Here is a 26,853-nt window from a genome sequence, read left to right as displayed (position 1 = left end):
TCGGATCTCCTGGCAAGCCATCTGCCCCACCCTGCGCACGGCATTTAAGCGATCGCCGCGCCACTTTCTTAACCCCTTAAAATTACCGTGGTGGGTAAATTCTCCTTATTCTCCGGAAGTTTACGGAACTGCCACCGTCATGTTCGGACTGAAGGCACGGATGAAGGCCGGCGGCACGGCGCACCTTTTGGCGACGCGCGGCATTGCGTGGTTTGTCGCGCTGGCCTGCACCATCGTGGTCGGTCTGGAAGTCGCCCGCGTCGTCTCCCATCACTCGGAAGTCATGGTCGACGCACGCAAGGACACGGCGAACCTCACGAGTTCCCTCATTCAGCACGCCGAGCTGACCTTCCGCACCGCCGACGCGGTGCTGATCGGCGTCGTCGAACGGCTTGAACGCGAAACGCTGGATGCGGCGGGACGCGAACGGATGAAGGCCTGGTTCAAGAGGGAAGTGAAAAACTCCGCCCAGTTCCTCGCCTTCGGCGTCCTCGACGACAAGGGGACGATGGTCGTGAACCTGCTCGGAGAGAATGCTCCCTCGCAATTCGCCGATCGCGAATATTTCATCTACCACCGTTCGCATGACGACGATGTGCTTCGCATCGGCCGCCCGGTTCACAGCCAGTCCAACGGATGGCTGATCCCGGTCACGCGCCGCTTCAACAAGCCGGACGGATCGTTCGGCGGCGTGGCGCTCACCGCGATCGATCCGAACTACTTCCAGGACATGTACGATCGCCTCGACCTCGGCGATAACAGCGCCGTCATCCTGGTGACGAACGACGGGACGCTTCTGGTGCGGCGGCCGTTCGTCGAAGCCAATATCGGCCGCGACATGGCGCAAAGCAAAATCATGGCAGCGGTGAAACAGGCGCCGTCCGGAAGCCTCGAGATCAAGGCTTCGATCGACGGCGTGTCGCGTTTCAACAGCTACGAACAGGGACGCAACTATCCGATCTTCGTCGCGGTCGCCCAGAACATGGATGACCTGATGGCACCCTGGAAAGCGAGCGCCATCCGCCGGCTGGTCGAAGCCGCCGCGATCGCCTGCTTCATCCTGCTGATGGGCGCTTTCGTCTGGCGCGCCATCAGGGAACTCGCCGGGAATTCGATCGCGCTCCACAGGACCAATGCCCGCTTCGATGCCGCGCTCGCCAACATGCCGACGGGCCTCAGCATGTTCGATGCCGACGGCCGCCTGCTGGTCTGGAATGAGCACTACGTCGAGCTCTACGGGATGTCGCCCGACGTTGTCAGGCAGGGCGCGGACATCAACGACATCGTCGCGCACCGCAAGCAGACCGCCGGTCTCGACTTCGACGCCAAAGCCTATGTCAGCGAATTCCGGAACGAGCTTCGAGAACACGGCAAGAACACCAACGTCGCGCGCCTCCAGAACGGACGGACGATCTCGATCACGAATACGGCGATCGCCGGCGGTGGATGGATCGCGATCCACGAAGACATCACCGAGCGCGTCGGCGACGAGGAAGCGCTTTTCAATCAGGCCGCCGAGCTTGCGCGCATCAACATGCGGTTCGACCTCGCGCTGAGCCACATGACGCAGGGGCTGTGCATGTTCGACGAGAACAAGCGGCTTGTCGTCTGGAACAAACGCTATACCGAGCTGCGCAACGTGCCGCAGGAATTGCTTAAGGTCGGAACGCCCTTTGAAGTTATCGTGACCGACGAGCTCTCCCGCGGGTTGATCAAGGGATATTCCAGCGCCGACGCGGTAACTGCGAGGGTCGCGGAGCTGTCCGAACTTCCGCCGGATTCGCAGCGGGTCGAACAGCTCGCGGACGGCCGCCTGCTGCAGCTCACGCGTCTACCGATGGCAGGCGGTGGCTGGCTGTCGATCATGGAAGACATCACCGAGCGGCGGCGCGCGGAAGCCGAGATCGTCCATCTGGCGCGGCACGACGTTCTGACCGGCTTGCCCAATCGCGCCCAGTTCAACGAGAAGCTCGACGAGGCCACCAGGCGGCTGAAGCGCGGCGGCACCGAAATCACCGTCATGATGCTCGACCTCGACCGCTTCAAGGCGGTCAACGACAGGTACGGTCATCCCGCCGGCGACCAGCTTCTGGTCGAAGTCGCCCGCCGGCTGAAATCCACGCTCCGCGAAACCGACCTGCTGGCGCGGCTTGGCGGCGACGAATTCGCCATCATCCAGGAAGGCGGCCCGACGCAACGTGAAGGAGCGATCGCACTGGCGCTCCGCATCATCAACGCGATTTCCGAACCGTTCGATCTCGGCGGCTTCGAGGTCAATGTCGGGACCAGCATCGGCATCGCCATGGCGCCCGAACACGGCACCGCTCCCGACGGACTGCTCAAGAGCGCCGACCTCGCGCTGTATGCTACGAAGTCGCAAGGGCGCAACGATTTCCGCATCTATCAGCCGGACATGCTGGAAAGCGCAACCTCGCAGCAACTGGCGGAAAGCGAATTGCGCGATGCCATCGCGGAGGCGCAGTTCGAACTGCATTACCAGCCGGTGGTCGACGTCGCGACCCGGCAAATCTGCGGCGTCGAGGCGCTGGTGCGCTGGCGGCATCCGGACAGGGGGCTGGTCGGACCCGACGAGTTCATCCCGCTCGCCGAATCCACCGGCCTGATCGCGCCGATCGGCGAATGGATCCTGCAACGGGCCTGCGCTGACGCGGCGAAGTGGCCCTCGCATGTCAAGCTAGCGATCAACATCTCGGCGGTCCAGTTCAAGAGGGGCAACCTGTTCGAGGTGATCCTGTGCGCGCTGGTCGAAAGCGGACTGGAGCCGGAGCGGCTGGAGCTCGAAATCACCGAGACCTCGCTGCTTGAAAACCAGGAAGCGCATCTGGCGACGATCCGCCAGCTCAAGAATCTCGGAATAACGCTGGCACTGGACGATTTCGGCACCGGCTATTCGTCGGTGACCTACCTGACGAATTTTCCGTTCGACAAGATCAAGATCGACCGGGCCTTTACCCGCGACGTTCTGGAGCGGCGGGACTATGCCGCGGTGGTGTCGTCGGTGATCGCGCTGGCGCGCGGCCTCGACAAGCTCACGACCGTGGAGGGCATCGAGACCGAGCAGCAGTTCGAATATATGCGCCAGGCCGGCGTTAACCTCGCCCAGGGCTACCTTTTCAGCCGCCCGGTACCGGTCGCCGAGCTCGATTTATCGATTCGTTATCCGTCGGTTAAACAAAATATGGTGGCCTAGCGTGGCGACACTGACGTTCCTTTCAGTGGCGCCGCGAGTTCTTCAAAGGAACGTCAGAGTCGAAGCCACACTAGAATCATATATTTGCTAGTGTCCCTTTGGTTCTGACATTCGTAAAACGAAACGGCCGCGATACAAGACGAATGTCATAACCGGGACACTAGTGTGCAAGACCTACGGATTCTGGCCATGAACGCGCAAATGGACCCGCACGGCGGTTTGATCGACCAGCTCGAGGACGCGCTCGGCAGCAAGGACCTGGCGCGGCGCGCCGAGGTGCTGCGCCGGGTGACCGACCTGTTTGCGCTCCGCTCCGGGGCGTTTTCCGAAGATCAGGTCGCGCTGTTCGACGTCGTGATGAGCAAGCTGCTCGAAAACATCGAGAGCGCGGCCCGCGCGCAGTTCGGTGGCCGTTTGGCAAAACTCCCCGACGCGCCACGCGGGGTCATCCGCCTGCTGGCGCAGGACGACGCGATCCAGGTCGCCGGCCCCGTTCTTACCCATAGCGAACGGCTGGACGTCGAGACGCTGGTCGATACCGCACTGACCAAGAGCCAGGACCATTTGCTGGCGATCTCCGGCCGCAAGATGCTGGTCGAAGAAGTGACCGACGTGCTGGTCGACCGCGGCAACCGTGCCGTGGTCTCGGCGACCGCGCATAATACCGGGGCAAAATTCTCCGATTTCGGCGTTTCCACCCTGGTGCGGAAGGCGCGCGACGACGGCGACCTCGCGCTGTGCGTCTGGTCGCGCCCGGATATCCCGCGGCAAAACCTGGTCAAGCTGTTCGTCGATGCCTCCGAGGTGGTCAAGAACCAGCTTGTCGAGGCCGACCCGCGGCGCGCCGAACTGATCAAGTCGATGGTCGCGCAGGCGACCGACGACATTCAGGCCAAGGCGCGCGCCGGCTCCAACGAGTTTGCGCGGGCCGCCGACGAAGTCCGCGATCTGAACGCCGCGGGCAAGCTGAACGAAGACCGGCTGATCGCGTTTGCCGACGAAGGCTCGTTCGACAAGATCGTCGCCGCATTGGCGCTGATGTGCGACATCCCGACCGGCTCGGTGGAACGGGCTTTCGTCCAGAAGCAGACCGAACAGATCGTGGTGATCGCCCGCGCGCTCGATTTCTCATGGGCAACGACGCTGAAGTTTCTGCTGCTGCATGCCGGCGTCAACGGCACGTCCCGCCAGCAGCTCGACGTGACCTTCGCCAACTTCTTCCGCCTTCAGCCGGAAACCGCGCGAATGGCGCTCAAGTTCTATCGCATGCGGGAAAAGGCCGGCCGGGGCAGATAAACTCGCAGCCCTACGCGACGCCGATCCCGGCCTCTTTCAGCCGCTGCGCGAGATACTTCGATAACTCCTCGTGCGGCTCGCCCGAGACAAAGACTTCCGAAGACGTCACGCCGCTTTTTCCGAGCAGCACCAGCACCCCGATCCAGTAGGCGAACCAGATGTGCTGGTCGGTCAGGGCGCGCAGCTTGTGCCGGTCGTGCTCCACCGGCTGGTGGTTCGAAGCCTTGCGCACCTCGATGGCGATGTGGTTTTTCGGAACCGCGCGCTGATGCACGACGATGTCGGGGTAGATCGACTTGCCGAGATGATCATCGGTCGACACGATCGAACCGCGCGGCAAATTCAGAGTTCTCGGGCCGAGCCGGTCGAAGTCGCAGTCGACCTCGAAGTCCGGAAATTGCCGTTCCATCTCCACGGCCAGGCGATGAGTCAGGGTTCGCTCGCCGAGGTCCTGCTCGAACAGCAAGGCCTCACGGGCGTAAAATTCCTTCAGCGCGGCGACGACCTTGTCCAGTTCGGTGCGCATCTGGCCCCCGCGTATCGTCATTGCGAGGAGCCCGCGACAAAATTGCAAAGCAATTTTGCGCTGGAGCGACGAAGCAATCCAGTCCTTCTTGAGTCTGGATTGCTTCGCTTCGCTCGCAATGACGGCGTTTATCTCTCGACGATACTACTCACATCTGCACTTCGATCAAATGCGGCCCCTTGACCGGGACGAAATCCGCCAGCGCCTTGTTGAACTCTTCGGCGGATTTGACCGCGCGCGCCTCGACGCCCATGCCCTTGGCGAGCGCGACAAAGTCGATGGTCGGCCTGTCGATCGTCAACATGTCCATCGCGCGCTTGCCCGGCGCCCCGGCGCCGACGCCATCGAACTCGCCGCGCAGGATTTGATAGATACGGTTGGCGAACACAACGGTGAGGATATTGAGCCCCTCGCGCGCCTGCGTCCACAGGGACTGGATGGTGTACATCGAGCTGCCGTCGCCGACCATGCAGATCACCTTGCGGTCGGGACATGCGACCGCGGCGCCGGTTGCGACCGGCGTCGAAAAGCCGATCGAGCCGCCCATGTTCTGAAGCCAGTCATGCGGCGCGGCCGCCGCCGTCGGCGGAAAGAAGCCGCGGCCGGTGGTGAGCGATTCGTCGACGATGATCGCATTCTCGGGGATCGCGCACGCGATCGCCTGCGCGATCGTGGCAAACGTCAGCCCGCCCGTCGGCTTGGTGAGTTCGGCGAGGGCTTGCGGCTTGACGTCGGACGGCTTGGCGCCAAGCGCATCCGAAAGCGCCTCCAGCGCCGCAATCGAGTTGCCGCCCCAGGCGGTCATGCGATGGATCTCGCAGCCAGCGGGCTTGAGTTCGCTCGGCTTGTTCGGATAGGCGAAGAAGGCGATGGGCTCGTTGGCCTCGACCAGGACGATGTTCTTGAAGTCCTTCAGGATCGGCAGCGCCAGCTCGATCACGTAAGGGATGCGGTCGATCGAGAACCGGCCACGGCCGCGCGCCATGCGCGGGTGATAGGTCTGGCCCATCACCTTGCAGCCGGTCTTGCCGGCGATCTGCTGCGCCAGCGCGAGCCCACGCTCGGTCAGCGCGTTGCCGGTGACGAGCAGGAGATTCTGCGTACCGCCGGAATGCAGGATCTTCGCGGCCTTCTCGACCGCCTCAGTCGAAAAACCCGGCTGCTGCTTCGGCGCGGCGACCGTTGCGATGCCGTCGGCCTCGTTCCAGGCGGTGTCGGCCGGCAGGATCAGCGTCGCGATCTGGGGCGGCGCGCTCTTGGCGGCAGCGATCGCGGCTGCGCCGTCGGCGGCGACGGACTTCGCATCCGGCGAGGTCCGCACCCATTCCGACATCGGCCGCGCCAGGCCTTCGATATCGGAGGTCAGCGGCGCGTTGTAGCCGATGTGGTAGGTCGCATGCTGGCCGACGATGTTGACGATGCCTGAATGCGCCTTCTTGGCGTTATGCAGATTGGCAAGGCCATTGGCGAGGCCGGGCCCGAGATGCAGGAGCGTCGAGGCTGGCGTCCCCTTCATGCGGAAGTAGCCGTCGGCCGCGCCCGTTACCACGCCTTCAAACAGGCCGAGCACGCAGCGCATGCCCTCCACGCGATCCAGCGCCGCGACGAAATGCATCTCGGAAGTGCCGGGGTTGGTGAAACAGACGTCGACGCCGCCCGCGACCAGGGTCCGCACCAGACTTTCAGCACCGTTCATTCGTTCAGCTCCGTTCGCGGTTCAAAGGCTTCGATTTGCCTCAAGATCAATCATTCCTCGCGCAATCAGTCAAAGGGGGATTACCCTGCATGGCTGCCATCACACCGATAGCCCGCGCAATTTTAACCGCACCTTTCGAAATCCGTCATGTTCGCTTGCGAAAATACCCCCGATATGGCCTGCTTTCATATCAAGCCTAATAGCGAGGAACCCGATGACCCGGATTTTCGCCACCCTGGCTGCGGCCCTGATGGTGCTGGCCGCCGCCTCCCCCGCCCGCGCCACCATGGACGATGACTTCTTCGGCTTCCGCCGCCAGCAGCAGCCGATGATGCAGCCGGGCATGCAGCAGCGCGGCGCGCCCTATTATGGTCCGGGCTCCGACTATTTCGGCGAAAGCGGCGGCTCCGGTCCGATCCAGCGTGAACGGGTTGCCGCGCCAGTTGCACAGCCGCCCGGCACCATCTTCATCTCGACTTCGGAGCGCCGGCTTTACCTGATCCTGGGCAATGGCGAGGCGCTGCGCTACGGTATCGGCGTCGGCCGCGACGGCTTCCGCTGGACCGGCGTCCACCACGTCAGCGCGAAAAAGGAATGGCCGGGCTGGACCCCGCCGGCCGAGATGCGCAGGCGGCGACCCGATCTGCCGCGCTACATGGCCGGCGGCATCGAAAATCCGCTTGGCGCCCGCGCGATGTATTTGGGCTCGACGCTTTATCGCATCCACGGCTCCAACGAGCCGGAGACGATCGGCCACGCCGTCTCCTCCGGCTGCTTCCGCATGACCAACGAAGATGTCACCGACCTCTACAACCGCGTTTCGGTCGGCGCGCTGGTGGTGGTGAGGTAGCCAACAAACATCTATCCTCGTCACGGCCTGCGGCAAGCGCGAAGCGTTCGCGCGCGGGCGCGAATTCGTGCGACCGACGCCTGCCGTTGTGAATGTTTCTTATTCGGCGCCTGTGAACGCAAGACGGCCGCTGTCGCGAGCAAGCCGTCCAAGCCTTCCGGTGTCGAGACGAGAAAGGAATGGGGCCATGGCGTGGATTTGGAACCGTATCCTGCCCAAGGCGAGGCATGCCGGAACAGCGCCGTCGGCGCAGATCGATGGCTACATCGCAGGCCTGATCCGGCCCGATCGTCCGGGGCTCGCGCTCACCGTCCTCAAGGGCGGCGTTGTCGTTCACGCGGCCGGCTATGGGCTCGCCAACATGGACGGACGGGCGATTACACCGGACACGATATTCCACCTGGCCAGTTGCGGGAAACAGTTTACTGGGCTGGGGATTTCGATGCTCGCCGACGAAGGAAAGCTCGATGTCGACGATTCCCTCGGCAAGTATCTTCCGACGCTCAGCGGCTTTGGCCCAGAGATGACGATCCGCCGGTTACTGCATCACACGTCCGGGATTCGCGATCTCTATGACGAAGAAGGTTTTGAAAAAGTGCTGGCTCGCTTCGAACGGGCGACCAATGCCGACATGATCCGCACCTATGCCGATCTCGGTTGTCCGATGGCAACAGACGGTTGCCGCCCAGGCGACGAGTTCTTTTACAGCAATTCCGGCTACGAGTTGCTTGGCGCAGTGATCGAGACCGTGTCGGGCCAGTCGTACCATGACTTCTTCCAGCAACGCGTATTCGACGTGGTCGGCATGAAGGATACGTTTTCGATTCCAGACCAGCGGACAGGCGATCCCCGTTGCGCCACCGGATATTTCCGCGACGATCGTGGCGGTTACGTCGTGCACGGCGGTTTTGGACACGACGAGATCGTGGGATCGGGATCGTTTTACACGACCGTGTCCGATCTCGGTCTTTACGATCGCGCGCTCGCGACGAACAGCCTGCTCAGTGAGGCCGGCATGCGCGAGATCTTCACCAGCGGCCGCACCAACGATGGCTCTGCAACGAACTACGGATTTGGCTGGTACGTCGGCGTCAATCACCTCGGGCGCTTTGCCGAGCACGAAGGTTCATGGAGCGGCTTCTATTCGTATATCTGCCGTTATCTCGACCAGCCGCTCAGCATCTTCGTGCTGTCGAACCATCCCGATCTTGATCTGTTCGAGATCGCGAGTGAGACGACGGCAGCCTTTGATTAATACCAGCCGCTGATACCGACGACTGATGCCGGCTGTTTCCGCCGTTACCGTTCCTGTTGCTTGATGATCCCGGTGACGGGGCGGTTCAACATCGCGGACAGCAGGCTTCGATGCGAGGCAATCCAGTTGTATACGGGATGGCCGATGAGGCGGCTGACGACCGGCACGTAAAATAGCGGTATCTGCCACCATAGACCCGGTACGCGAGGCACGACGTATCGATAGGCTTCGAAACCCGGCAACGCGCGGCCGTCCGGCAGGACGAGGTAGAGCGCCTTCTCCATTTGCGCGTCGCTGACCGCTGGAGAGGGATCGTCGCGAAAGTTACGCACCTTGATTTGCGAAAGGCCGTCGAAGGCCAGAAACCAGGCCATCGATCGCACGCAGAACCCGCATCGGCCGTCGTAGATCATCTCCATCTCGCCGATGGTGCGCTTCCACGCCGCGCCGAGCTGCGCCAGCCATTCCGGCCGCACGAAGCTCACATGGCCCATGATCATCACGATGGAGAAATAGAACAGTCCCATCAGGAACGCGAACAGCAGATGAAGAATGATCGCGGCAGCCAGCAGGTATGGGCGCGTGCTCGGCTGCCAGATCAGGAACGGGAATGCGATCTCGACGAGAACCGTGCCGTATGTCGCGAGGTTTCCGATCCAGTAGTGCGAAGCCAGCAGACTCACCATGGTGCTGTGATAGTAGTCGTCGGACGTGAACATGATCCACACGGCGTCGCCGTTCAGCCAGATGTCCGCATGCAGCTTGCTGACCGCGCTGTAGAAGAAGATCACCGCCATCTGGATCTGCATCAGCCGGATGCAGGCGCCGGCCCAGGGACTGTGATAGGGCGGCAACACGGCTTCAAGATTCCCGAGTTTTGCCTTGCGCACCGCGCGCACGCGATCCAGGCTCATCGCACGCCCCACCGGCGCAATACACATGATGAAGAGCAGGCTGGAGACAATCCAGTCGACACCGTAAACCAGCGTCAGGTTGCGATAGACGTAGGAGATGTGGCCCACCAGCAGGACCCATTTCACCCAGGACGTCCGCCAGCCGACCATCAGCGCGGCGCAACACAGCAGAAAGAGACCGTGGAAGGCGGCCAACTGCCATGGGGCGTCGAAATAGAAGAAGATCGACTGCATCCAGGGTTCGCGGATACTGAGAGCAACCTCGCGCGGCGACCAGCCGTCGTTACCCCACATCTCGAAAAGATGGGGGATTGCGAGCGTGTAGTGCAGCAGCATTGCCGCGCCGACGCCGATGCGGGTGATCTCCAGCGGCGTGGTGGGGCTGTCCTCAAACCAGAGCTGGGACCAGGCTTGGCCGAGGGCTGCAAACGTGTCGCGGAGCAAGCGAGTGAGTGTCATGGCGTGGGACATTGAACGGTCTGCACGGTCCTCTCCCTGGTGAACTCGGGATCCAGGGGGCGCTTCCCGCTCAACCAGTCCTCGGGTTTGAAACCGATGTGCACGCGTTGCACAAAGGTGATCGAAACCGGACGCATCGAGGCGTGCTTGCGGCACAGGATTTCACCGGCGCGATCGGCGTAGAGTTCGGGATTGTCGATGATCGAGTAATTCCAGTCCTTCAGCCAGAGATGCTCCGGATGAAACCAGCTTGTCTTTTCGGCCGTTCCAAATTCGGCGCGGCCGCCGGCGGCATCCTCGACGATATAGCGAACGTCAGCCCCGCCAATGGTCGGCGCGAAGAAGCTCCACGGATTGTCCATTCTCAACAAGGTCAGATAAGGCTGAAGGATAGCCCGCGGCGCGTCCACCAGTTCGCTTGAGGTCGGAACTGGTGCGATCACAAGAGCAAGGGCGTGCCAGGTGACGAATGCCGACATCACCAGATAGATCAGGCGTGGTCGCCAGCGATTCCAAATCATCGAGAGCTCGGTAAGTTGATCCATATGATGCGGCGCGGCTGTTCTCGAAGACCGCGTGTTTAGATCCATCGCTTAGCACGACGACAATCGGAGAACCATCCGTTCGAGAAAATGGGTCTCGGCCCACTGTTTGATCTTCTTGCAGAAAACATGACGATCAACATGCGCCCCTCAACTCCCACTCTTGCACACCGCCTTCAGCGCTGCCCATTCCGACGTGGTGAGCAGCGGCGGGCCGCTGGCGGGACGGTTTTCGTCCGAAAGGTGTTTGAGCCGGTCTTCCGTGAGCGGGTGGTTGGCCAGGATGGACAACGTCTTGTCCGCCTGATTGCCGGTGACGCGGAAGATCAAGTCGCCCATCGGCTTGGTCGGACGGCCGAGCCGGTGCATGACGGAAATCGCAAAATCATCGGCGTTCTGCTCGGCCTCGCGCGAATAGGACGCGGTAAAGAGCGAGCGTGAGCCGAACACGAGCGCGCCCGAACCGGTAACGTCGCCGAACAACAGCCCGATCAGGAACGACGTGCCGCCGCTATAGATCATGTTGCGCGTATTGTCGCGATGCATGACATGGCCGAGTTCATGCGCCAACACGCCCGCGATTTCGTCCGGGTCGTTCGATCGCGCGAGCAATCCATCAAACAGAAAGACCTTGCCGCCCGGCAACGCGAAGGCATTCGGCACCGGCGTATCCAGCACGGCGGAGCGAACCGGCGTGTTGAAGCCGGCCGCGGTCGAGATTTCCCTGATCAGCTTATTGAAGGCAGCAGCGCCGGCGGCAGCCTTGCATGGCTTGCCGCCAAACAAGGCCGAGATTTGCCCTTCGGCCGCATCGCCGATGCGGCGTTCCAGCGCAGGCGGCACCAGCGGCGCCAGACGATCCGCAGCCAACGGAAGCCCGAACCAGATCACGGCGACGATCGATACGGTGGCTGCGATCGACCAGCCGATGATGGCGGTGACGCCACGCCCGGCCGCATTGTCGTCGAGATGCGGACAGCGGAGGATCAGCGCCTCAGTAAGCGCCATGTCGCGCACCTCCAACCGCGCCAGCGGCGGTGCGCTGGAGCAACTGAGGCGCAAGACACCGGCGACACCGTCGACACGGCGAATATCGGCAAATGGCCAGCCGGCGAGGACTGCGCCGTTTTCGGCGACTTCGAGCCGGTCTTTAAGGCTGAGTTGCACGGTATGACGGCGGCTCGACGTGCCATCGTAGAAAATGGAAGCGCTGCCCTGCGGCGGCGGTGCAATACCGGTTGGGCCGGGTTGGGATTCGCGGTCCGTGGCAGACGTCATACCTAGAATCCAACCACATCCAGGCCATTGGCAAAGCCTTCGCCCAGGGCATCGGCGAGTTCGCCCTTGGCCGCGACGTTATCGGCGGCCTCTAGGCGGAAGACCGTGGTCGAGCCGGCCGCCCTCGCCCAGATGTCGCGCAACAGATAGACCCGCAGCGCGATATTCATGGCGAGGATGATCGCGAGATAGCCGAAGATCATCGCCACCGTCACCGAGATTTTTCCCTGCATGCGAGCGGCGATATGGGCGGCATCGCCAAAGCCGACGAACAGGCCGACGCAAGCGACCAGATAGGCGCCGAACGCCAGCGAGATCAGCACGTACCAGCCGATCATTTTCCAGTAGAGGCCGTAGAGCGCGCCTGACGCGAGATCGGATTCAAACGAGACCTCGCCAAAACGGATTCCGGAAATCCACCAGCGCCATTCGATCGCTTTGAAGGCGCCATAGATGAATGGCAGGGCGATCATCCAGATCAGCATGACGAGACCCAACACGCGGCTTTCCGCGGAAGTCATCTTGTGACCGGCGTTCACAATGGCAATCGCGAGCCCGGCGATGAGCGGTGAAAGGGCCGCCAGCCATAATTTCCAGCCGCGTTTGAACAGCTCGGACCCGCGACCTTCAAAGCTGCCTTGCAGATCCCCGTAATGGCAATGCCGCATCTTGTAGCGCTCGAGCGCGGCTTCGCGCCACGGCAGCACCGCACCGAATGTAACTGCGACCAGCAGGGCCCATCCTGCGGCCCGTACCGCATAGGCCCAGCCCGAACCATCCATCCAGAAGCGTACGCCGCGCCACACCGTGCGCGTCAGGCGATAGCGCCGCGCGCGATAGATCGCGAATTGTCCGAACAGATAGAAGAACAGGACCAGCGGAAAGCTGGCAAAGGCCTTGTAACGCTCCGCCTCGATACCGATGAGGAAGTAGGCGAGATAGATCGGCAACAGGATCGCCATCGCGAACAGGAAGCCGATCAAGAGCTCTCTTCCGCGTCCGGTATATTCCGGCGCGTCTCCCTCGATCGAAATATGCGACCACAGATGATGGCGAATGTCGGTGGCGAGCCAGAAGCGATAAAAACCGAAGGTGATCAGCTCAAGCCCGGTGCCATTGCGCACCAGACGGAAGAAGTCGCCACGTTTACCGGAAAATTCCACCTTCACCGCAGAGGCCGGCAACGGCGGCCGCGCTGGAACGTGCGGCACGGAACCCATTTCGTTCACTGAAACACCCCCGAGTAAGGCGCCGCAGTGAAACCTCGGATTGAGCTGATGTCAACGCGAGCGCGATGTCATCGATTTGTTACGAATTATGCGGATTTCTCAAACAATTCCCGGCCAATCAGCATGCGGCGGATTTCGGATGTGCCGGCGCCGATTTCATAAAGCTTGGCGTCGCGCAGCAAGCGTCCCGTCGGATAATCGTTGATATAACCGTTGCCACCGAGCAACTGGATCGCGTCGAGCGCGCATTGTGTCGCTTTTTCGGCGGCATAAAGAATGGCGCCAGCGGCGTCCTCGCGCGTGGTCTCGCCGCGGTCGCAGGCTTTCGCCACCGCATAAACGTAGGCGCGCGAGGCGTTCATCGTCGTGTACATGTCGGCGACCTTGCCCTGCACCAATTGAAAGCTCCCGATCGGCTCACCGAACTGCTTGCGCTCGTGAATGTAGGGCAGCACCACGTCCATGCAGGCCTGCATGATGCCAAGCGGACCCGCCGCCAGCACCGCACGCTCGTAATCAAGGCCCGACATCAGGATGTTGACGCCGCGGCCGACTTCGCCGAGCACGTTTTCTTCCGGCACCTCGCAATTGTCGAACACCAGTTCGGCGGTGTCGGAACCGCGCATGCCGAGCTTGTCCAATTTCTGCGCGGTGGAAAATCCCTTCATGCCCTTTTCGATGATGAACGCCGTGATGCCGCGCGGGCCGGCGGACGGATCGGTCTTCGCGTAGACCACAAGCGTCTCGGCGACCGGGCCGTTGGTGATCCACATCTTGGAACCGTTGAGCACGTAGCGATCGCCCTTCTTCTCGGCGCGGGTCGCCATCGACACCACATCCGAGCCGGAACCGGGCTCCGACATCGCCAGCGCCCCGACATCCTCCCCGGAAATCAGCCCGGGCAGGTATTTCTTCTTCTGCGCGTCGGTGCCGTTGCGGCGGAGCTGATTGACGCAGAGATTTGAATGCGCGCCGTAGGACAGGCCGACCGCAGCGGATGCGCGCGAAATCTCCTCCATCGCCACGCAATGTTCGAGATAGCCGAGGCCGGAACCGCCATATTCCTCCTCGACCGTAATGCCGTGCAGGCCGAGAGCGCCGAGTTTGGGCCAGAGATCCATCGGAAACTGATTCGTCTTGTCGATCTCGGCGGCGCGCGGGGCAATTTCGTTGGACGAGAAATCGTGCACGGTCTCGCGCAACGCATCGGCGGTCTCGCCGAGGTCGAAATTAAACGTCCGGTATGCATTCGGAATCATGGCGGGCGCCTTTCGGGGAAATCAGACGTTGTTTTAAACTATGCCTTAATCCCTCGGCTTCGCCTTGTCACGGGCCGCGCGTGGCATGCCACGGCGATTACAACGGCTTCACCGAAACTCTCTCTTGCCCTCAACCGTGCAAGGGGATGTAATTCGGTCAAACCATACCATCTTCCGATTCAACGGCAGGGGCAGTTCGAGGGAAGAGCGACCATGAACATCCAGACATCGCCGGGAATCGACAAGCAGGAAATGTTGCGCGCCGCGCGCGAGGCCGCCTATGCCATGCCGCTGGCGGATTTTCACCCCGGCGCGCCGCAACTGTTCCGCAGCGATACGCTGTGGCCCTACTTCGAACGGCTACGCAAGGAAGAGCCGGTGCATTACTGCACCAAGTCGCCGATCGAGCCCTATTGGTCGGTCACCAAATATAACGACATCATGCATGTCGATACCAACCACGGCATCTTCTCCTCGGACGTGTCGCTGGGCGGCATTTCGATCCGTGACGTTCCGCCCGGCTATGACTGGCCGAGCTTCATCGCCATGGACCAGCCGCGGCATTCGGCGCAGCGCAAGACGGTGTCGCCGATGTTCACACCGACGCATCTGGATCAGCTCGCGATCCTGATCCGCGAGCGCACCGGGCGCGTGCTGGATTCGCTGCCGCGCAACGAGACCTTCAATTTCGTCGATCTGGTTTCGATCGAACTGACCACGCAGATGCTGGCGACGCTGTTCGACTTTCCGTTCGAGGAACGCCGCAAGCTGACGCGCTGGTCGGACGTCTCGACCGCGTTGCCGAAAGGCGGCATCGTCGATTCCGAAGAGCAGCGCCGCGCCGAGATGGACGAGTGTGCGGCCTATTTCTCAAAGCTATGGAACGAACGCGTCAACGTCGAGCCAAGAAACGACCTGATCTCGATGATGGCCCACAACGAAGCCACGCGTTACATGGACCCCGACAACCTGATGGGGAACATCATTCTCCTGATCGTCGGCGGCAACGACACCACGCGCAACACCATGAGCGGTTCGGTGCTGGCGCTGAACGAAAACCCGGACGAATACCGCAAGCTTCGCGAAAATCCGGCATTGATCGACACCATGGTGCCGGAAGTGATCCGCTGGCAGACGCCGCTTGCGCATATGCGGCGCACCGCCCTCGTTGACACTGAACTCGGCGGCAAGAAGATCAAGAAGGGCGACCGCGTGGTGATGTGGTACGTCTCCGGCAATCGCGACGAGGAAGTCATCGAACGGCCCAACGAGTTCATCATCGACCGCGCGCGGCCACGGATCCACCTGTCGTTCGGCTTCGGCATCCACCGCTGCGTCGGCATGCGGTTGGCCGAACTGCAACTGAAGATCGTCTGGCAGGAAATACTGAAGCGGTTCGAGCGCATCGAGGTGGTCGGCGAGCCGAAGCGGGTTTATTCGAGCTTTGTGCGGGGTATCGAGTCCCTACCTGTGCGCATACCCTCATGAACGAGGCGCTGAACCCGCCAAGCCTCGCGGAAGCCGTCAATGCCAAGGGTTTCACGAAGGCGGCCGGTTTCCGCATCGTCACCGTTCAGCCAGGCTATGCCGAAGTGGCGCTGCCGCGCCGAGACGATCTTTTGCAGTTTTTCGGCCATTTCCACGGTGGCGTGATCACGGCGCTGGCCGACCAGGCCGCCGGCATCGCGGTCACCTCGCAATTGCCGAAGGGACGGATCGGGGTCACGGTCGAGCTCAAGATCAACTTCATGGAGCCCGCGCGCGGTGCGGAGCTGGTGGCCCGGGCCAAGACCCTGAAAATGTCGGGCTCGATCGGGGTTGCAACGGTCGAAATCTTCAGCAAAGACGGGATTAGCGAAACCCTCTGCGCATTCTGTACCGCCACCATGCGCGGCCTTGATCTTCCAACCGAGTTCCGATGACAACGACCGATCAACCCGACGAACATGCCGACATCCGCGACGCCGTCGGCAAGCTGTGTGCGCAGTTTCCCGGCGAATACTGGCGCAAGCTCGATCGCGAGATGGCCTATCCGAAAGCCTTCGTCGATGCGCTGACCGAGTCCGGTTATCTCTCGGTGCTGATCCCCGAGGAATATGGCGGCGCGGGGCTGAAGCTGTCGGCCGCGACCGCGATCCTGGAAGAGATTCACAGGAACGGCTGCAACGCCGGCGCCTGCCACGCCCAGATGTACACCATGGGCACGGTGCTACGGCACGGCAGCGACGCTCAGAAGGCGCAATGGCTACCGAAGATCGCCAGCGGCGAATTGCGCCTGCAGGCGTTTGGCGTCACGGAGCCTTCCAGCGGCACCGACACCTCCTCGCTGAAGACCTTCGCCCGGCGCGAGGGCAATGACAGCTATATCGTCAACGGCCAGAAGATCTGGACCAGCCGCGCCGAATATTCCGACCTGATGATCCTGCTCGCGCGCACCACGCCGAAGGAGCAGGCGAAGAAGCGCACCGACGGACTTTCGGTGTTCATCGTCGACATGCGGGAAGCCAAGAAGGCGGGGCTCACGATCCGCCCGATCCGCACCATGATGAATCACTCGACCACCGAAGTGTTCTTCACCGACATGAAGGTGCCGGCGGAAAACCTGATCGGCGAGGAAGGTAAAGGTTTTCGCTACATCCTCTCCGGCATGAACACCGAGCGCATCCTGATCGCGTCCGAATGCATCGGCGACGCCAAATGGTTCATCGAGAAGGCTTCGACCTATGCCAGGGATCGCGCGGTGTTCGGCCGCCCGATCGGCCAGAATCAAGGCGTCCAGTTTCCGATCGCCAAGGCCTATGCGGCGATGCGCGCCGCCGAACTGATGGTGAAGGAAGCGGTTCGCAAATACGAAGCCGGCCTTGACTGCGGCGCGGAAGCCAACATGGCGAAGATGCTGGCGGCAGATGCCTCCTGGGAAGCGGCGAATGCCTGCGTGCAAACCCATGGCGGCTTTGGCTTCGCCGAGGAGTACGACGTCGAGCGCAAGTTCCGCGAGACGCGGCTCTATCAGGTGGCGCCGATCTCGACCAATCTGGTCTTGTCCTATATCGCCGAGCATATTCTCGGCATGCCCCGCTCTTATTGAGAACGAAACATGTTGCCGCTCGAGGGAATAACCGTCATCGCCGTCGAACAGGCCGTCGCCGCGCCCTTCTGCTCGTCACGCCTGGCGGATGCCGGCGCCCATGTCATCAAGGTGGAACGTCCCGAGGGCGACTTTGCCCGCGGCTACGACGCCGCTGCGAAGGGCCAAAGCAGCTATTTCGTCTGGCTCAACCGCGGCAAGGATTCGGCCGTGGTCGATCTCGCGACCAAAGAGGGCCGCGCTGAACTGGAGCGGCTCATCGCCGGCGCCGACGTGCTGTTGCAAAATCTGAAACCCGGCTCGATGGACAAGCTCGGCTTCTCGCTGGACCGGCTGAAGAAGGATTATCCGGCGCTGATCACCTGCACCATCACCGGTTACGGTGATGAAGGGCCCTACGCGCACCGCAAGGCCTATGATCTTTTGATCCAGGCCGAAAGCGGGCTTGCTTCGATCACCGGCGGACCGGAGGGCCCCTCGCGCGTGGGGCTGTCGATCGTCGATATCGCAACCGGCGCCACCGCGCATGCCTCGATCCTCGAAGCATTGATTGCGCGCTCGCGGACGGGTAAGGGCGCCGACATCCGCATCTCGATGTTCGACGTGATGGCGGACTGGCTCGCCGTGCCGCTCTTGAATTCCGAAGCCGGCCAGCCGCCCAAGCGCATCGGGCTGGCCCATCCCTCGATCGCGCCCTACGGCGTGTTCCGCTCCAGGGACGGCAAGGACATCCTGATTTCGATCCAGAGCGAGCGCGAGTGGAAGACACTCTGCGCCAAGGTGCTCGATCAACCCGACCTGCCGAACGATCCGCGCTTTTCCAACATGGTCGAGCGCGTCAAGAACCGCCACCTCACCGACGGCATCGTGGCTAACAGTTTTGGCGCGATGACGCGCGACGAACTGCTGAAGCGACTTGCGGAGGCCGACATCGCCTTTGCCGAGGTCAACACCATGGACGACCTGGCGCAGCATCCGCACCTGCGGCGGATCGAGGTGGAAACCCCTAAAGGAGTCGTGAGCTATCCCGCGCCGGCCGCGATCTTCGTCGACGAGCCGCGTCATTACGGCGCGGTGCCCGCGATCGGCGAGCAGCCTGCCTCTCACGGCAAATCTTCGCGGAAAGCGTCATGACCGAAAAGCCCGACCTCGACCATTTGCGGCAATGGATCGGCCGCAGCACCGAAGCCACCGACATCGTCACCGCGCAACTGGTCAAGGGCCTGCGCGCCACGCTGTTCCTCACCGTGGGCGAACCCAAGACCGGCGATGCCGCGCCGTTCACCGTGCATTGGTGCCTGGCGCCGACGGTCGTGCCGGCTTCCGAACTAGGCCCCGACGGCCATCCGGCGCGCGGCGGCTTCCTGCCGCCGGTGCCCCTGCCGCGACGGATGTGGGCCGGTGGCGAGCTTGAATTCTTCGATACGCTGCGCGTCGGCGACGAGGTCACGCGCACCTCGCGCATCAAGGACGTGAACCTGAAATCCGGCTCGACCGGGCAGCTGTGTTTCGTCGCCGTGGACCACGAACTGACGACGCCGCGTGGCATCGCGATCCGCGAAAGACATGACATTGTCTATCGCGATGTCACCCCTGGATCGTCCGCGCCCGCCAAACCCGCCGGGCCGCCGCCGACGGCAAAACACCGTGAAACGCACTTCGCCGATCCGGTGCTGTTGTTTCGCTACTCGGCGCTGACCTTCAATGGTCATCGCATCCACTACGACCGCGATTACGTCACCAAGGTCGAGGGCTATCCCGGGTTGATCTTCCACGGGCCGATGCAGGCGGCGTTGCAGATCGAATTCGCCGCGAAACTGCGCGGCCTGGTGCCGAAGAAGTTTTCCTATCGCGGCGTGCAGCCATTGTTCGAGGGCAATTTCTCCGTCAATGCCAATGAGACCGCAGCCGGCCTCGAAACCTGGACAGCCAATTCCGAAGGCCAGCCGACCATGAAGGGCACCGCGACGTGGTGAGCACGATCACCGTCAAGCAGGCGACCTTCGACCTGTTGCGCGCGTTCGGCATCAAAAAAGTCTTCGGCAATCCCGGCTCGACCGAGCTGCCCTTCCTGAGCGACTGGCCCGGCGACATCGACTATGTGCTAGGTTTGCAGGAAGCTTCCGTGATCGGCATGGCCGACGGCTATGCGCAAGCCACCCGCAACGCCGGCTTCGTCAATCTGCATTCGGCGGCCGGCGTCGGACATGCGCTCGGCAACGTCTTCACGGCCTTTCGCAACCAGACCCCGCTCGTGATCACCGCCGGCCAGCAGGCGCGCTCGATCCTGCCCTTGCAGCCGTTTCTGTTTGCCGAACGCGCATCCGAGTTTCCGCGGCCCTATGTGAAGTTTGCGGTCGAGCCGGCGCGGGCCGAGGACGTGCCGGCCGCGATTGCACGCGCCTATTACACCGCGATGCAGCCGCCTTGCGGACCGACCTTCGTTTCGGTGCCGATCGACGACTGGACCAAACCGGCGCAAGCGATTGAGGCGCGCAGCGTCACGCGGGAACTGAGCCCCGACCGTGATGCGATCAGGGGATTGGCGGACGCGCTCGCGGCAAGCCAACATCCGGCTTTCGTCGTCGGCCCGGGCATCGACCGCGCGCAGGCCGTCGAGCTGATGGTGCGGCTCGCGGAAAAGACCCGCGCCGCCGTCTGGGTCAGTCCTTTCTCGGCGCGGTGCAGCTTCCCGGAACGCCACCCGCAATTTGCCGGCTTTCTGCACGCCTCGCCCGGCCAGATTTCGGAGGCGTTGCGCGCCTATGACCTCGTCGTCGTGATCGGCGCGCCGGTTTTCACCTTTCATGTCGAAGGCCATGCCGCGATCTTCGATGGCGCAACCACGCTGTTCCAGATCACCGATGACCCCGAGGCCGCGTCCGTGACACCAAGTGGCGCCAGCATCGTCGCCACCATGAAGCCCGCGCTCGCGGCGTTGATCGAACTAACGCCTGCGACCAAACGCACGCTGCCCAAGGGCCGCGTGCTGCCGGCCGCCCCGCAGGCCGCCGATCCGATTCCGGCAGAATTTCTGCTGCACAGCCTTGGCGTTGCGATGCCGGATGGCGCCGTGCTGGTGGAAGAAGCGCCTTCGCACCGTCCGGCGATGCAGAAATTCATGCCGATGCGGGGCGCGGACAGCTTTTACACCATGGCCAGCGGCGGGCTCGGTCACAGCCTGCCGGCCTCCGTCGGCATCGCACTCGGCCGCCCCGACATCCGCACCGTCTGCCTCGTCGGCGATGGCTCGGCGATGTATTCGATCCAGGCGCTGTGGACGGCCGCGCAGCGGAATCTGCCTTTGACGGTCGTCGTCATCAATAACGAAGGCTACGGCGCAATGCGTTCCTTCAGCCAGGTGATGCAGGTGCGCGATGTGCCCGGCCTCAACCTGCCCGGCATCGACTTCGTGAAGATCGCGGAAGGTTTAGGCTGCGACGCGACGCGGGTGACCAGGTCATCCGAATTGGCGGGTGCGCTCAAGCGCGCGCTGTCGCACGACGGCACGAGCGTCGTCGAGGTGATGGTCGATTCCACGGTGCCGGTGCTGTACGAGCGCAAGGCGTAGCTAGCGCGGCCTCAGGAGGCCAGGAAGCCGCCATCGGCCGCAAGAATGTGACCTACCACGTAAGACGACGCGTCTGAGAGCAGCCAGACCACAGCCTCGGCCACCTCCTCCGCCTTGCCCATACGCCTCAGCGGCAAGCCGGCCGCAACACTTGCCATATCACCGACGCCCGAGCGCAGCATCATATCGGTGATGACGCGGCCCGGCGCGACCGCGTTGATGGAGACGCCGCGCGATGCAGCTTCCATCGCAGCCGAACGGACCAGCGACAGCACCGCAGCCTTGGAAGCGGAATAAAGCGACAGGCCCGGATTTGGATTGCGGACACCGCTCACCGAGGCATTGATGACGATCCTGCCCGAACCTTGCGCGAACATCACCGGCAGCTGATGCCGCAGGCAAAGAAATACGCCCCGCACGTTGGTATCGAATACCGTATCGTAGACGGCGCTGTCCTGTGCTTCCAGAGGAGCGCGTCTTTCCTGAAAGCCCGCATCGTTGAAGACGGCATCCAGCCTGCCAAAGCGCGCGATCGCTGTCGCGATGAGGCGCTCGACTTCTTCCTCGCGCGTGACGTCGGTTCTGATTGCGCACGCCTCTGCGCCGAGATCCTCGCAGGCTCGCGCCGCGGCTTCGATCTCGGATTGCCGCCGGCCGGCAATCAGCACGGCGGCAGCCCCCTCCTCCGCCATCAGAAGCGCGGAGGCGCGGCCGATACCGCTGCCGCCTCCCGTGACCAGGCAGACCTTTCCCAGCATGCGACCCGAGAGCTTGGTCTGCGGACAAACTCCGCTTGGCAACATTTCACTCATGACGCCCAACCGATCGCGACAGAAGGCCGGTCCGGTTTGTCCGGGGCCTTGTCACTCATCTCAGATAGTTGTATTATACAACTATCTGAGGAGTCAAGATGCCTGACCTCGACATTGCCCTCATCGACGGCATTCGTTCGGCCTCCCGGCAGATGGTGCGCGAACTCGGCTTCATGGAGGCGACGGTCGCAGCCACCGACTATCCACCGTCGGCGGTCCACACCGTCCTCGAGATTGGCTTGCGCGGCCCGATGACCGCGATGCAACTCGCGGAATTCCTGCATCTGGAGAAATCGAGCGTCAGCCGCATGGTTCACAAGCTGATCGAGGCCGGCGAACTCAAGGAGACGACGGACCCGATCGATGCGCGCAGCAAGCCGCTGTCGCTCACGGCGAAAGGGCGGCGCACGCTGGCTACGCTTCACGATTTCGGCAGGCGCCAGGTGACGGGCGCGCTCGGGCATTTGAGCAAATCCGAGCAGCGAACGGTGTGCGAAGGCTTGAGGCTGTATGCAGCTGCCCTAAAAGCGGACCGGCAGACAGGCCGTGAGGCCGCGCCGGCGCTGGATGAGTGACGCCCTTGATCCCTCCCCTTGCGGGAAAGGCTAAGCAGTCACCCGCCGTGCTCTTCCCGCAGCTTGGCCTGGATCTTCGCCATGCCGCCAATCCAGCGGTCGTAATTCTCGGTCTTGTTGCGCATGTAGGTAAGCACCTGCGGATGCGGCAGAATCAGAAACGTCTCCCGCTCGATGCCTTCCAGCACATCTTTCGCCACCTGCGCCGGCGGCAGATTGCCGTCGCCGGATTGCGGCCCCTTCGGGAGCGTACGGAGCATCTCGGTATCGACGCCCTGCGGGCACAGGATCGAGACCTTGATGCCGTGGGCCTTGTGGGAAATCGCGAGGTTCTCCGCAAAGCCGACGGCGGCATGCTTGGTGGTGGAATAGGCCGCGCTGCCGACCTGCGACAAAAGTCCCGCGGCGGAAATCGTATTGAGGAAGTAACCGCCGCCGCGCGCCTTGAAGCGCGGGACGAGATGCCGCGCCGCATAGATATGCGCCATGACGTGAACGGCCTAGCTTCGCGAAAACGGTTCATCCGAGCTGCCGCCGGCATTCGCCGACAAGGGATCGATGCCGGCAAAGATGCCGGCATTCGAGCAGAACAGCGCGATCGGTCCGAACAACCGCTCGGTCTCCTCGATGACGTGACGGACATCCTTTTCCTGCGCGACGTCGCATTTGAACGCCGCGCCATCGATCGACGCTGCCACCGTCCGAGCGGCAGCGACATCCAGATCGGCCACGATCACCTTGGCCGCACCGGCGCCGTGAAAGGCCTCGCACAAGGCCCGTCCGATGCCATTGGCGCCGCCGGTGACGACGACGATTTTGCCGCTCACCTGCATCGCAGAACCTTAAGTGTTGGAATCGGACTTACGTCAGAACGAGGTCGAGCACGGCCGTATAGTGGCACGCCGCGCCGAGCAGCACGAACGAATGCCAGATCACGTTCTGGAACCGCAGCCGTTGCCATGCGTGGAAGATTACCCCGAAACTGTAAAGCAGGCCACCGGCGATAATGAACCACAACGCCACACTTGGCAGCGAGGAAAGGCCGGCGTCATAGGCGATCAGGCCGCTCCAGCCCATGGCCAGATAGAGCCCGACCGAGAGCCGGTCGAACCGTCCGGGGAACAGCAGTTTCACCGCGATGCCGACCGCCGCCACGCCCCAGACGCCAGCGAGCAGCGACATCGCGAACGCGCGGTCCTGCAACTGGGCAAAGATCGGCGTATAGGTCGCCGCAATCAACACGTAGATCGCCGAGTGATCGAAGCGGCGCAGGATCCATTTGCGGCGCGAGACCGGCCAGAGGTTATAGGCGGCGGAAAATCCGAGCATCGCGAGCAAGCCCGCGGCATAGACCGACACGGTGACGATCTCATAGGCCGAGGCGAACACGGCCGCGAGCACGATCAGCACGGTGACGGCAATAATCGCACTGAACACGCCAATGCCGTGAACGATGCCGTCGGCGATCAGCTCGGCGCGGTCGTAATTCCAGCGAATCGCATCAGCGGCCGCATGGGCCGAATGGGAGGCGAACTGCTTCAGTCTGAAGACGGACATATGGGCCGGTACTACACTTCTTCACGCTGAAACAGATAATAACTTTGGGGCCTCAACGATCCCCTAAACAGTAAGGCAAAAATCGCGTCGTAAATGTGAAAACTTGATTTTGGCGGGCCAATTGCCACCTTTGTGATTGGTTTACCAAATTTACCGCTCAAAAGACCCGGATTTCCCCCGTTTGGTGGAGTGGATTGACATTCGCTACTCACCTGGCCGCAAACTCCTGGCACATGGCCTTTGATTTTTCCGACATGGTGGAAGAGGCGCGCATTTCGGCGCGCGCGCTGATGGATTTCAGCGAAGGCCTCTTCAATCCCACGCTGCGGCTCGGAATCACCGGACTTTCACGGGCCGGCAAGACGGTGTTCATCACGGCCTTGATCCACGGCCTCACCCGCGGCGGGCGTTTTCCCGTGTTCGAGCCGCTCGCCACAGGCCGGATCGCGCGTGCCCGGCTCGAGCCGCAGCCGGACGACGCGGTGCCGCGCTTTGACTACGAGCGCCACGTCCACACCCTCATCGACCAGCGCGCCTGGCCGAACTCAACGGTGGACATCAGCGAGTTGCGGCTCGTGATCGACTATCAGCGACAGAACGGCGCGGAACGCACGCTCACGCTGGACATTGTCGACTACCCCGGCGAATGGCTGCTCGATCTGCCGTTGCTCAACAAATCCTACGAACAGTGGTCACGCGAGAGCCTGGCGTTGTCGCGTGGCGGGGCCCGCGCGCCGCTTGCCTCCGCCTGGCATGCGTACCTCTCGGGCCTCAAGGCCGAGGCGCCGGCAGACGAGCAGGCGGCGCTCGCCTCGGCGCGGCTGTTCACCGAGTACCTGCGCGCCTGCCGCGACGAGCGCTTCGCCATGAGCCTGTTGCCGCCGGGCCGTTTCCTGATGCCCGGCAGCCTCGCGGGTTCGCCGGCGCTGACCTTTGCACCGCTGGATGTGCCGGAAGACGGCACCGCGCCAGAGGGATCGCTGTGGGCGATGATGCGGCGGCGCTATCGGTCCTACAAGGACGTCGTGGTGCGGCCGTTCTTCCGCGACCATTTCGCGCGGCTCGACCGCCAAGTGGTCCTGGTCGATGCGCTGGCTGCGTTCAACTCGGGTCCAAGCGCGCTGTTCGATCTCGAGGCGGCGCTCGCCGGCATCCTCGATTGCTTCCGGGTCGGCCGCGGCACGTTCCTCAATGCGCTGTTTCGCCCGAAGATCGATCGCATCCTGTTTGCCGCGACCAAAGCCGATCACTTGCATCATTCGAGTCATGATCGCCTGGAAGCGGTGCTGCGGCGCGCCGTCACGCGCGCGGCGGCTCGCGCCGAAGACACTGGCGCTACCATCGACGTGGTGGCGCTGGCCGCGGTCCGCGCCACACGTGAGGCGCAAGTGACACGCGGGCGCGAAACGCTGCCGTCGATCCTGGGAACGCCGATGTCAGGCGAGAAAGCGGACGGCGAGGTGTTCGACGGCAACACGGAAGTAGCGACCTTTCCAGGCGAGCTGCCCGACGACCCGCAAGCTTTGTTCGCGGGTGAAAACGCGTTTCGCGGCCTTGCCGGCGGCCAGGACGATGGGACCGACTTCCGCTTCCTGCGCTTCCGCCCCCCGCCTCTTGCGCAAGAGGGCGAGAATGGTCCGGCGCTGCCTCACATCCGCCTCGACCGGGCGATGCAGTTCCTGATTGGAGACCGACTGCAATGAGCGAGCGTTCCTATCGCAGGCCCGCGACCTTCAAGCTCGACGATGCCAAGGTGGTCGTGACCGATGCGAGCGAGCAAGGCCATCCGGCGCGCGGCACCATTCACGTCACCCCGGAAGACGATGCGCCGCAGTTGCCGGTTGCGATCGAGCCAACGATTTTGCCGGCCGAGCGGCGTTTTCGCTGGGGCACGCTGTTCTGGGGTGCCGTTGGCGGGCTGGTGCTGCTCGGGGCCGGCCTCGGTGTGGCGCACCTGATCGAGGACCTGTTTGCGCGCAGCGACAGCCTCGGCTTCCTCGGCCTGGCGCTGACGTTGGTGGCCACGCTTTCGCTGCTGGTGATCGCCGCGCGCGAGGCGATCTGCCTGATGCGGCTATCGACGATCGAAGAACTGCACCGGCGCGCGGCCGCGGTTATCGTGAGCGACGATCGCAACGAAAGCCGCAACGTGCTGCGCGACCTCCTGAAGATCGCGCATGCCAATCCGCACCTGGCGCGCGCCCGCGCCACACTGACCCACCACTCAGGCGACATCATCGACGGCGCCGACATGATTCGGCTGGCCGAACGCGAATTGATGAGCCCGCTCGACCAGGAAGCGCGGATGCTGATTTCCGCCGCCGCCCAGCGTGTCTCGCTCGTCACCGCGATCAGCCCGCGCGCGCTGTTCGACGTCGCCTTCGTGTTTGCGGCCTCGCTCCGCCTGATCCGGCAGCTCGCTTTGCTCTATGGCGGCCGGCCCGGCACGCTCGGCATGATCAAGTTGATCCGCCATGTGCTGGCGCATCTGGCGATCACCGGCGGCATGGCCGCGAGCGACAGCGTGATCCAGCAGATCCTCGGTCACGGCCTGACGGCCAAATTGTCGCAGCGGCTCGGCGAAGGCTTCCTCAACGGGCTGCTGACGGCGCGGCTCGGACTGGCGGCGATCGACCTCACCAGGCCGCTGCCGTTTACGGCGTTGCCGCGTCCGTCGCTGACCGATCTCGCCAAGGACCTGTTGCGCCAGCGCGACGGCGAGAAGTGAGTCTACG

General features: G+C 62.9%; 22 protein-coding genes and 1 pseudogene. 13 read left to right on the top strand and 10 right to left on the bottom strand.

Going from position 1 to position 26,853, the window contains the following annotated elements; genetic code table 11:
* Window positions 1-139 precede the first annotated feature (139 nt).
* The gene (locus BUA38_RS19130; RefSeq protein WP_072820178.1) at window positions 140-3,211 is read left to right on the top strand and encodes a bifunctional diguanylate cyclase/phosphodiesterase; all 3,072 of its coding nucleotides are present in this window, start codon (window positions 140-142) and stop codon (window positions 3,209-3,211) included.
* 189 nt (window positions 3,212-3,400) lie between these two features.
* Window positions 3,401-4,507 carry a DUF2336 domain-containing protein gene (locus BUA38_RS19125; RefSeq protein WP_244552991.1) on the top strand — a complete coding sequence of 369 codons (1,107 nt, stop codon included), beginning with the start codon at window positions 3,401-3,403 and terminating at the stop codon, window positions 4,505-4,507.
* A 10-nt stretch (window positions 4,508-4,517) separates the two neighbouring features.
* Here BUA38_RS19125 and BUA38_RS19120 read toward each other — a convergent pair whose 3' ends face one another.
* Window positions 4,518-5,033, bottom strand: coding sequence for a hypothetical protein (locus BUA38_RS19120; RefSeq protein ID WP_072826241.1), 516 nt, complete (start codon window positions 5,031-5,033; stop codon window positions 4,518-4,520).
* A 148-nt stretch (window positions 5,034-5,181) separates the two neighbouring features.
* Window positions 5,182-6,729 (bottom strand): acetolactate synthase large subunit, encoded by a 1,548-nt coding sequence (locus tag BUA38_RS19115; RefSeq protein WP_072820176.1) that lies wholly within the window; start codon window positions 6,727-6,729, stop codon window positions 5,182-5,184.
* Between the two features lie 214 nt (window positions 6,730-6,943).
* On the opposite strand from BUA38_RS19115, the gene BUA38_RS19110 reads away from it, so the two are divergent.
* Complete coding sequence (locus BUA38_RS19110) at window positions 6,944-7,579, top strand: L,D-transpeptidase (RefSeq protein ID WP_425304924.1); 636 nt, start codon at window positions 6,944-6,946, stop codon at window positions 7,577-7,579.
* 187 nt (window positions 7,580-7,766) lie between these two features.
* Window positions 7,767-8,834, top strand: a complete 1,068-nt coding sequence (locus tag BUA38_RS19105; RefSeq protein ID WP_072820174.1) for a serine hydrolase domain-containing protein — start codon at window positions 7,767-7,769, stop codon at window positions 8,832-8,834.
* A gap of 44 nt (window positions 8,835-8,878) precedes the next feature.
* On the opposite strand, the gene BUA38_RS19100 is transcribed toward BUA38_RS19105, so the two are convergent.
* The 5 genes from BUA38_RS19100 to BUA38_RS19080 all read right to left on the bottom strand — a co-directional run bounded on the left by BUA38_RS19100 (window position 8,879) and on the right by BUA38_RS19080 (window position 14,515).
* Complete coding sequence (locus BUA38_RS19100; RefSeq protein ID WP_072820172.1) at window positions 8,879-10,219, bottom strand: DCC1-like thiol-disulfide oxidoreductase family protein; 1,341 nt, start codon at window positions 10,217-10,219, stop codon at window positions 8,879-8,881.
* On the bottom strand, window positions 10,204-10,728 hold the full coding sequence (locus tag BUA38_RS19095; protein ID WP_156898577.1) for a hypothetical protein: 525 nt from the start codon (window positions 10,726-10,728) through the stop codon (window positions 10,204-10,206). The genes BUA38_RS19100 and BUA38_RS19095 overlap by 16 nt, the downstream gene beginning before the upstream one ends.
* Window positions 10,729-10,899: 171 nt before the next feature.
* Window positions 10,900-12,027, bottom strand: coding sequence for a M48 family metallopeptidase (locus BUA38_RS19090; protein WP_083587651.1), 1,128 nt, complete (start codon window positions 12,025-12,027; stop codon window positions 10,900-10,902).
* Between the two features lie 2 nt (window positions 12,028-12,029).
* On the bottom strand, window positions 12,030-13,247 hold the full coding sequence (locus BUA38_RS19085) for a DUF898 family protein (RefSeq protein ID WP_072820168.1): 1,218 nt from the start codon (window positions 13,245-13,247) through the stop codon (window positions 12,030-12,032).
* 95 nt (window positions 13,248-13,342) lie between these two features.
* Window positions 13,343-14,515, bottom strand: a complete 1,173-nt coding sequence (locus BUA38_RS19080) for an isovaleryl-CoA dehydrogenase (protein ID WP_072820166.1) — start codon at window positions 14,513-14,515, stop codon at window positions 13,343-13,345.
* A gap of 213 nt (window positions 14,516-14,728) precedes the next feature.
* On the opposite strand from BUA38_RS19080, the gene BUA38_RS19075 reads away from it, so the two are divergent.
* The 6 genes from BUA38_RS19075 to mdlC are packed head-to-tail and all read left to right on the top strand — an operon-like array spanning window position 14,729 to window position 21,174.
* Window positions 14,729-16,003: a cytochrome P450 gene (locus BUA38_RS19075; RefSeq protein WP_072820164.1), complete on the top strand. Its 1,275-nt coding sequence runs from the start codon at window positions 14,729-14,731 to the stop codon at window positions 16,001-16,003.
* Window positions 16,000-16,437, top strand: coding sequence for a PaaI family thioesterase (locus BUA38_RS19070; RefSeq protein ID WP_072820162.1), 438 nt, complete (start codon window positions 16,000-16,002; stop codon window positions 16,435-16,437). The genes BUA38_RS19075 and BUA38_RS19070 overlap by 4 nt, the downstream gene beginning before the upstream one ends.
* The gene (locus BUA38_RS19065; protein ID WP_072820160.1) at window positions 16,434-17,603 is read left to right on the top strand and encodes an acyl-CoA dehydrogenase family protein; all 1,170 of its coding nucleotides are present in this window, start codon (window positions 16,434-16,436) and stop codon (window positions 17,601-17,603) included. The genes BUA38_RS19070 and BUA38_RS19065 overlap by 4 nt, the downstream gene beginning before the upstream one ends.
* 9 nt (window positions 17,604-17,612) lie before the next feature.
* On the top strand, window positions 17,613-18,737 hold the full coding sequence (locus BUA38_RS19060) for a CaiB/BaiF CoA transferase family protein (RefSeq protein ID WP_072820158.1): 1,125 nt from the start codon (window positions 17,613-17,615) through the stop codon (window positions 18,735-18,737).
* The gene (locus BUA38_RS19055) at window positions 18,734-19,579 is read left to right on the top strand and encodes an FAS1-like dehydratase domain-containing protein (RefSeq protein WP_072820156.1); all 846 of its coding nucleotides are present in this window, start codon (window positions 18,734-18,736) and stop codon (window positions 19,577-19,579) included. Before BUA38_RS19060 ends, BUA38_RS19055 begins: the two co-directional genes overlap by 4 nt.
* Window positions 19,573-21,174 carry a benzoylformate decarboxylase gene (gene mdlC, locus BUA38_RS19050; RefSeq protein WP_072820155.1) on the top strand — a complete coding sequence of 534 codons (1,602 nt, stop codon included), beginning with the start codon at window positions 19,573-19,575 and terminating at the stop codon, window positions 21,172-21,174. Before BUA38_RS19055 ends, mdlC begins: the two co-directional genes overlap by 7 nt.
* Window positions 21,175-21,185: 11 nt before the next feature.
* On the opposite strand, the gene BUA38_RS19045 is transcribed toward mdlC, so the two are convergent.
* Window positions 21,186-21,986, bottom strand: a complete 801-nt coding sequence (locus BUA38_RS19045; RefSeq protein WP_072820153.1) for an SDR family NAD(P)-dependent oxidoreductase — start codon at window positions 21,984-21,986, stop codon at window positions 21,186-21,188.
* Between the two features lie 98 nt (window positions 21,987-22,084).
* Between BUA38_RS19045 and BUA38_RS19040 the strand changes: the two genes are divergently transcribed.
* Window positions 22,085-22,561: a MarR family winged helix-turn-helix transcriptional regulator gene (locus tag BUA38_RS19040; RefSeq protein ID WP_072820151.1), complete on the top strand. Its 477-nt coding sequence runs from the start codon at window positions 22,085-22,087 to the stop codon at window positions 22,559-22,561.
* A 38-nt stretch (window positions 22,562-22,599) separates the two neighbouring features.
* On the opposite strand, the pseudogene BUA38_RS19035 reads toward BUA38_RS19040, so the two are convergent.
* Window positions 22,600-23,394 (bottom strand): annotated as a pseudogene (locus tag BUA38_RS19035) (SDR family oxidoreductase).
* 28 nt (window positions 23,395-23,422) lie between these two features.
* A complete protein-coding gene (trhA, locus tag BUA38_RS19030) occupies window positions 23,423-24,118 on the bottom strand; it encodes a PAQR family membrane homeostasis protein TrhA (RefSeq protein ID WP_072820150.1) in 696 nt (231 codons plus the stop codon).
* Window positions 24,119-24,351: 233 nt separating this feature from the next.
* Between trhA and BUA38_RS19025 the strand changes: the two genes are divergently transcribed.
* Window positions 24,352-25,821: a YcjX family protein gene (locus BUA38_RS19025; protein WP_072820148.1), complete on the top strand. Its 1,470-nt coding sequence runs from the start codon at window positions 24,352-24,354 to the stop codon at window positions 25,819-25,821.
* The gene (locus BUA38_RS19020) at window positions 25,818-26,846 is read left to right on the top strand and encodes a YcjF family protein (protein WP_072820146.1); all 1,029 of its coding nucleotides are present in this window, start codon (window positions 25,818-25,820) and stop codon (window positions 26,844-26,846) included. The genes BUA38_RS19025 and BUA38_RS19020 overlap by 4 nt, the downstream gene beginning before the upstream one ends.
* Window positions 26,847-26,853: the final 7 nt, after the last annotated feature.

The sequence above is a fragment of the Bradyrhizobium erythrophlei genome (genome assembly GCF_900142985.1).
Taxonomy (GTDB): domain Bacteria; phylum Pseudomonadota; class Alphaproteobacteria; order Rhizobiales; family Xanthobacteraceae; genus Bradyrhizobium; species Bradyrhizobium erythrophlei_B.
The sequence above is the reverse complement of the archived record's forward strand: the minus strand, read 5'-3'. Positions and strand labels throughout refer to the sequence as shown.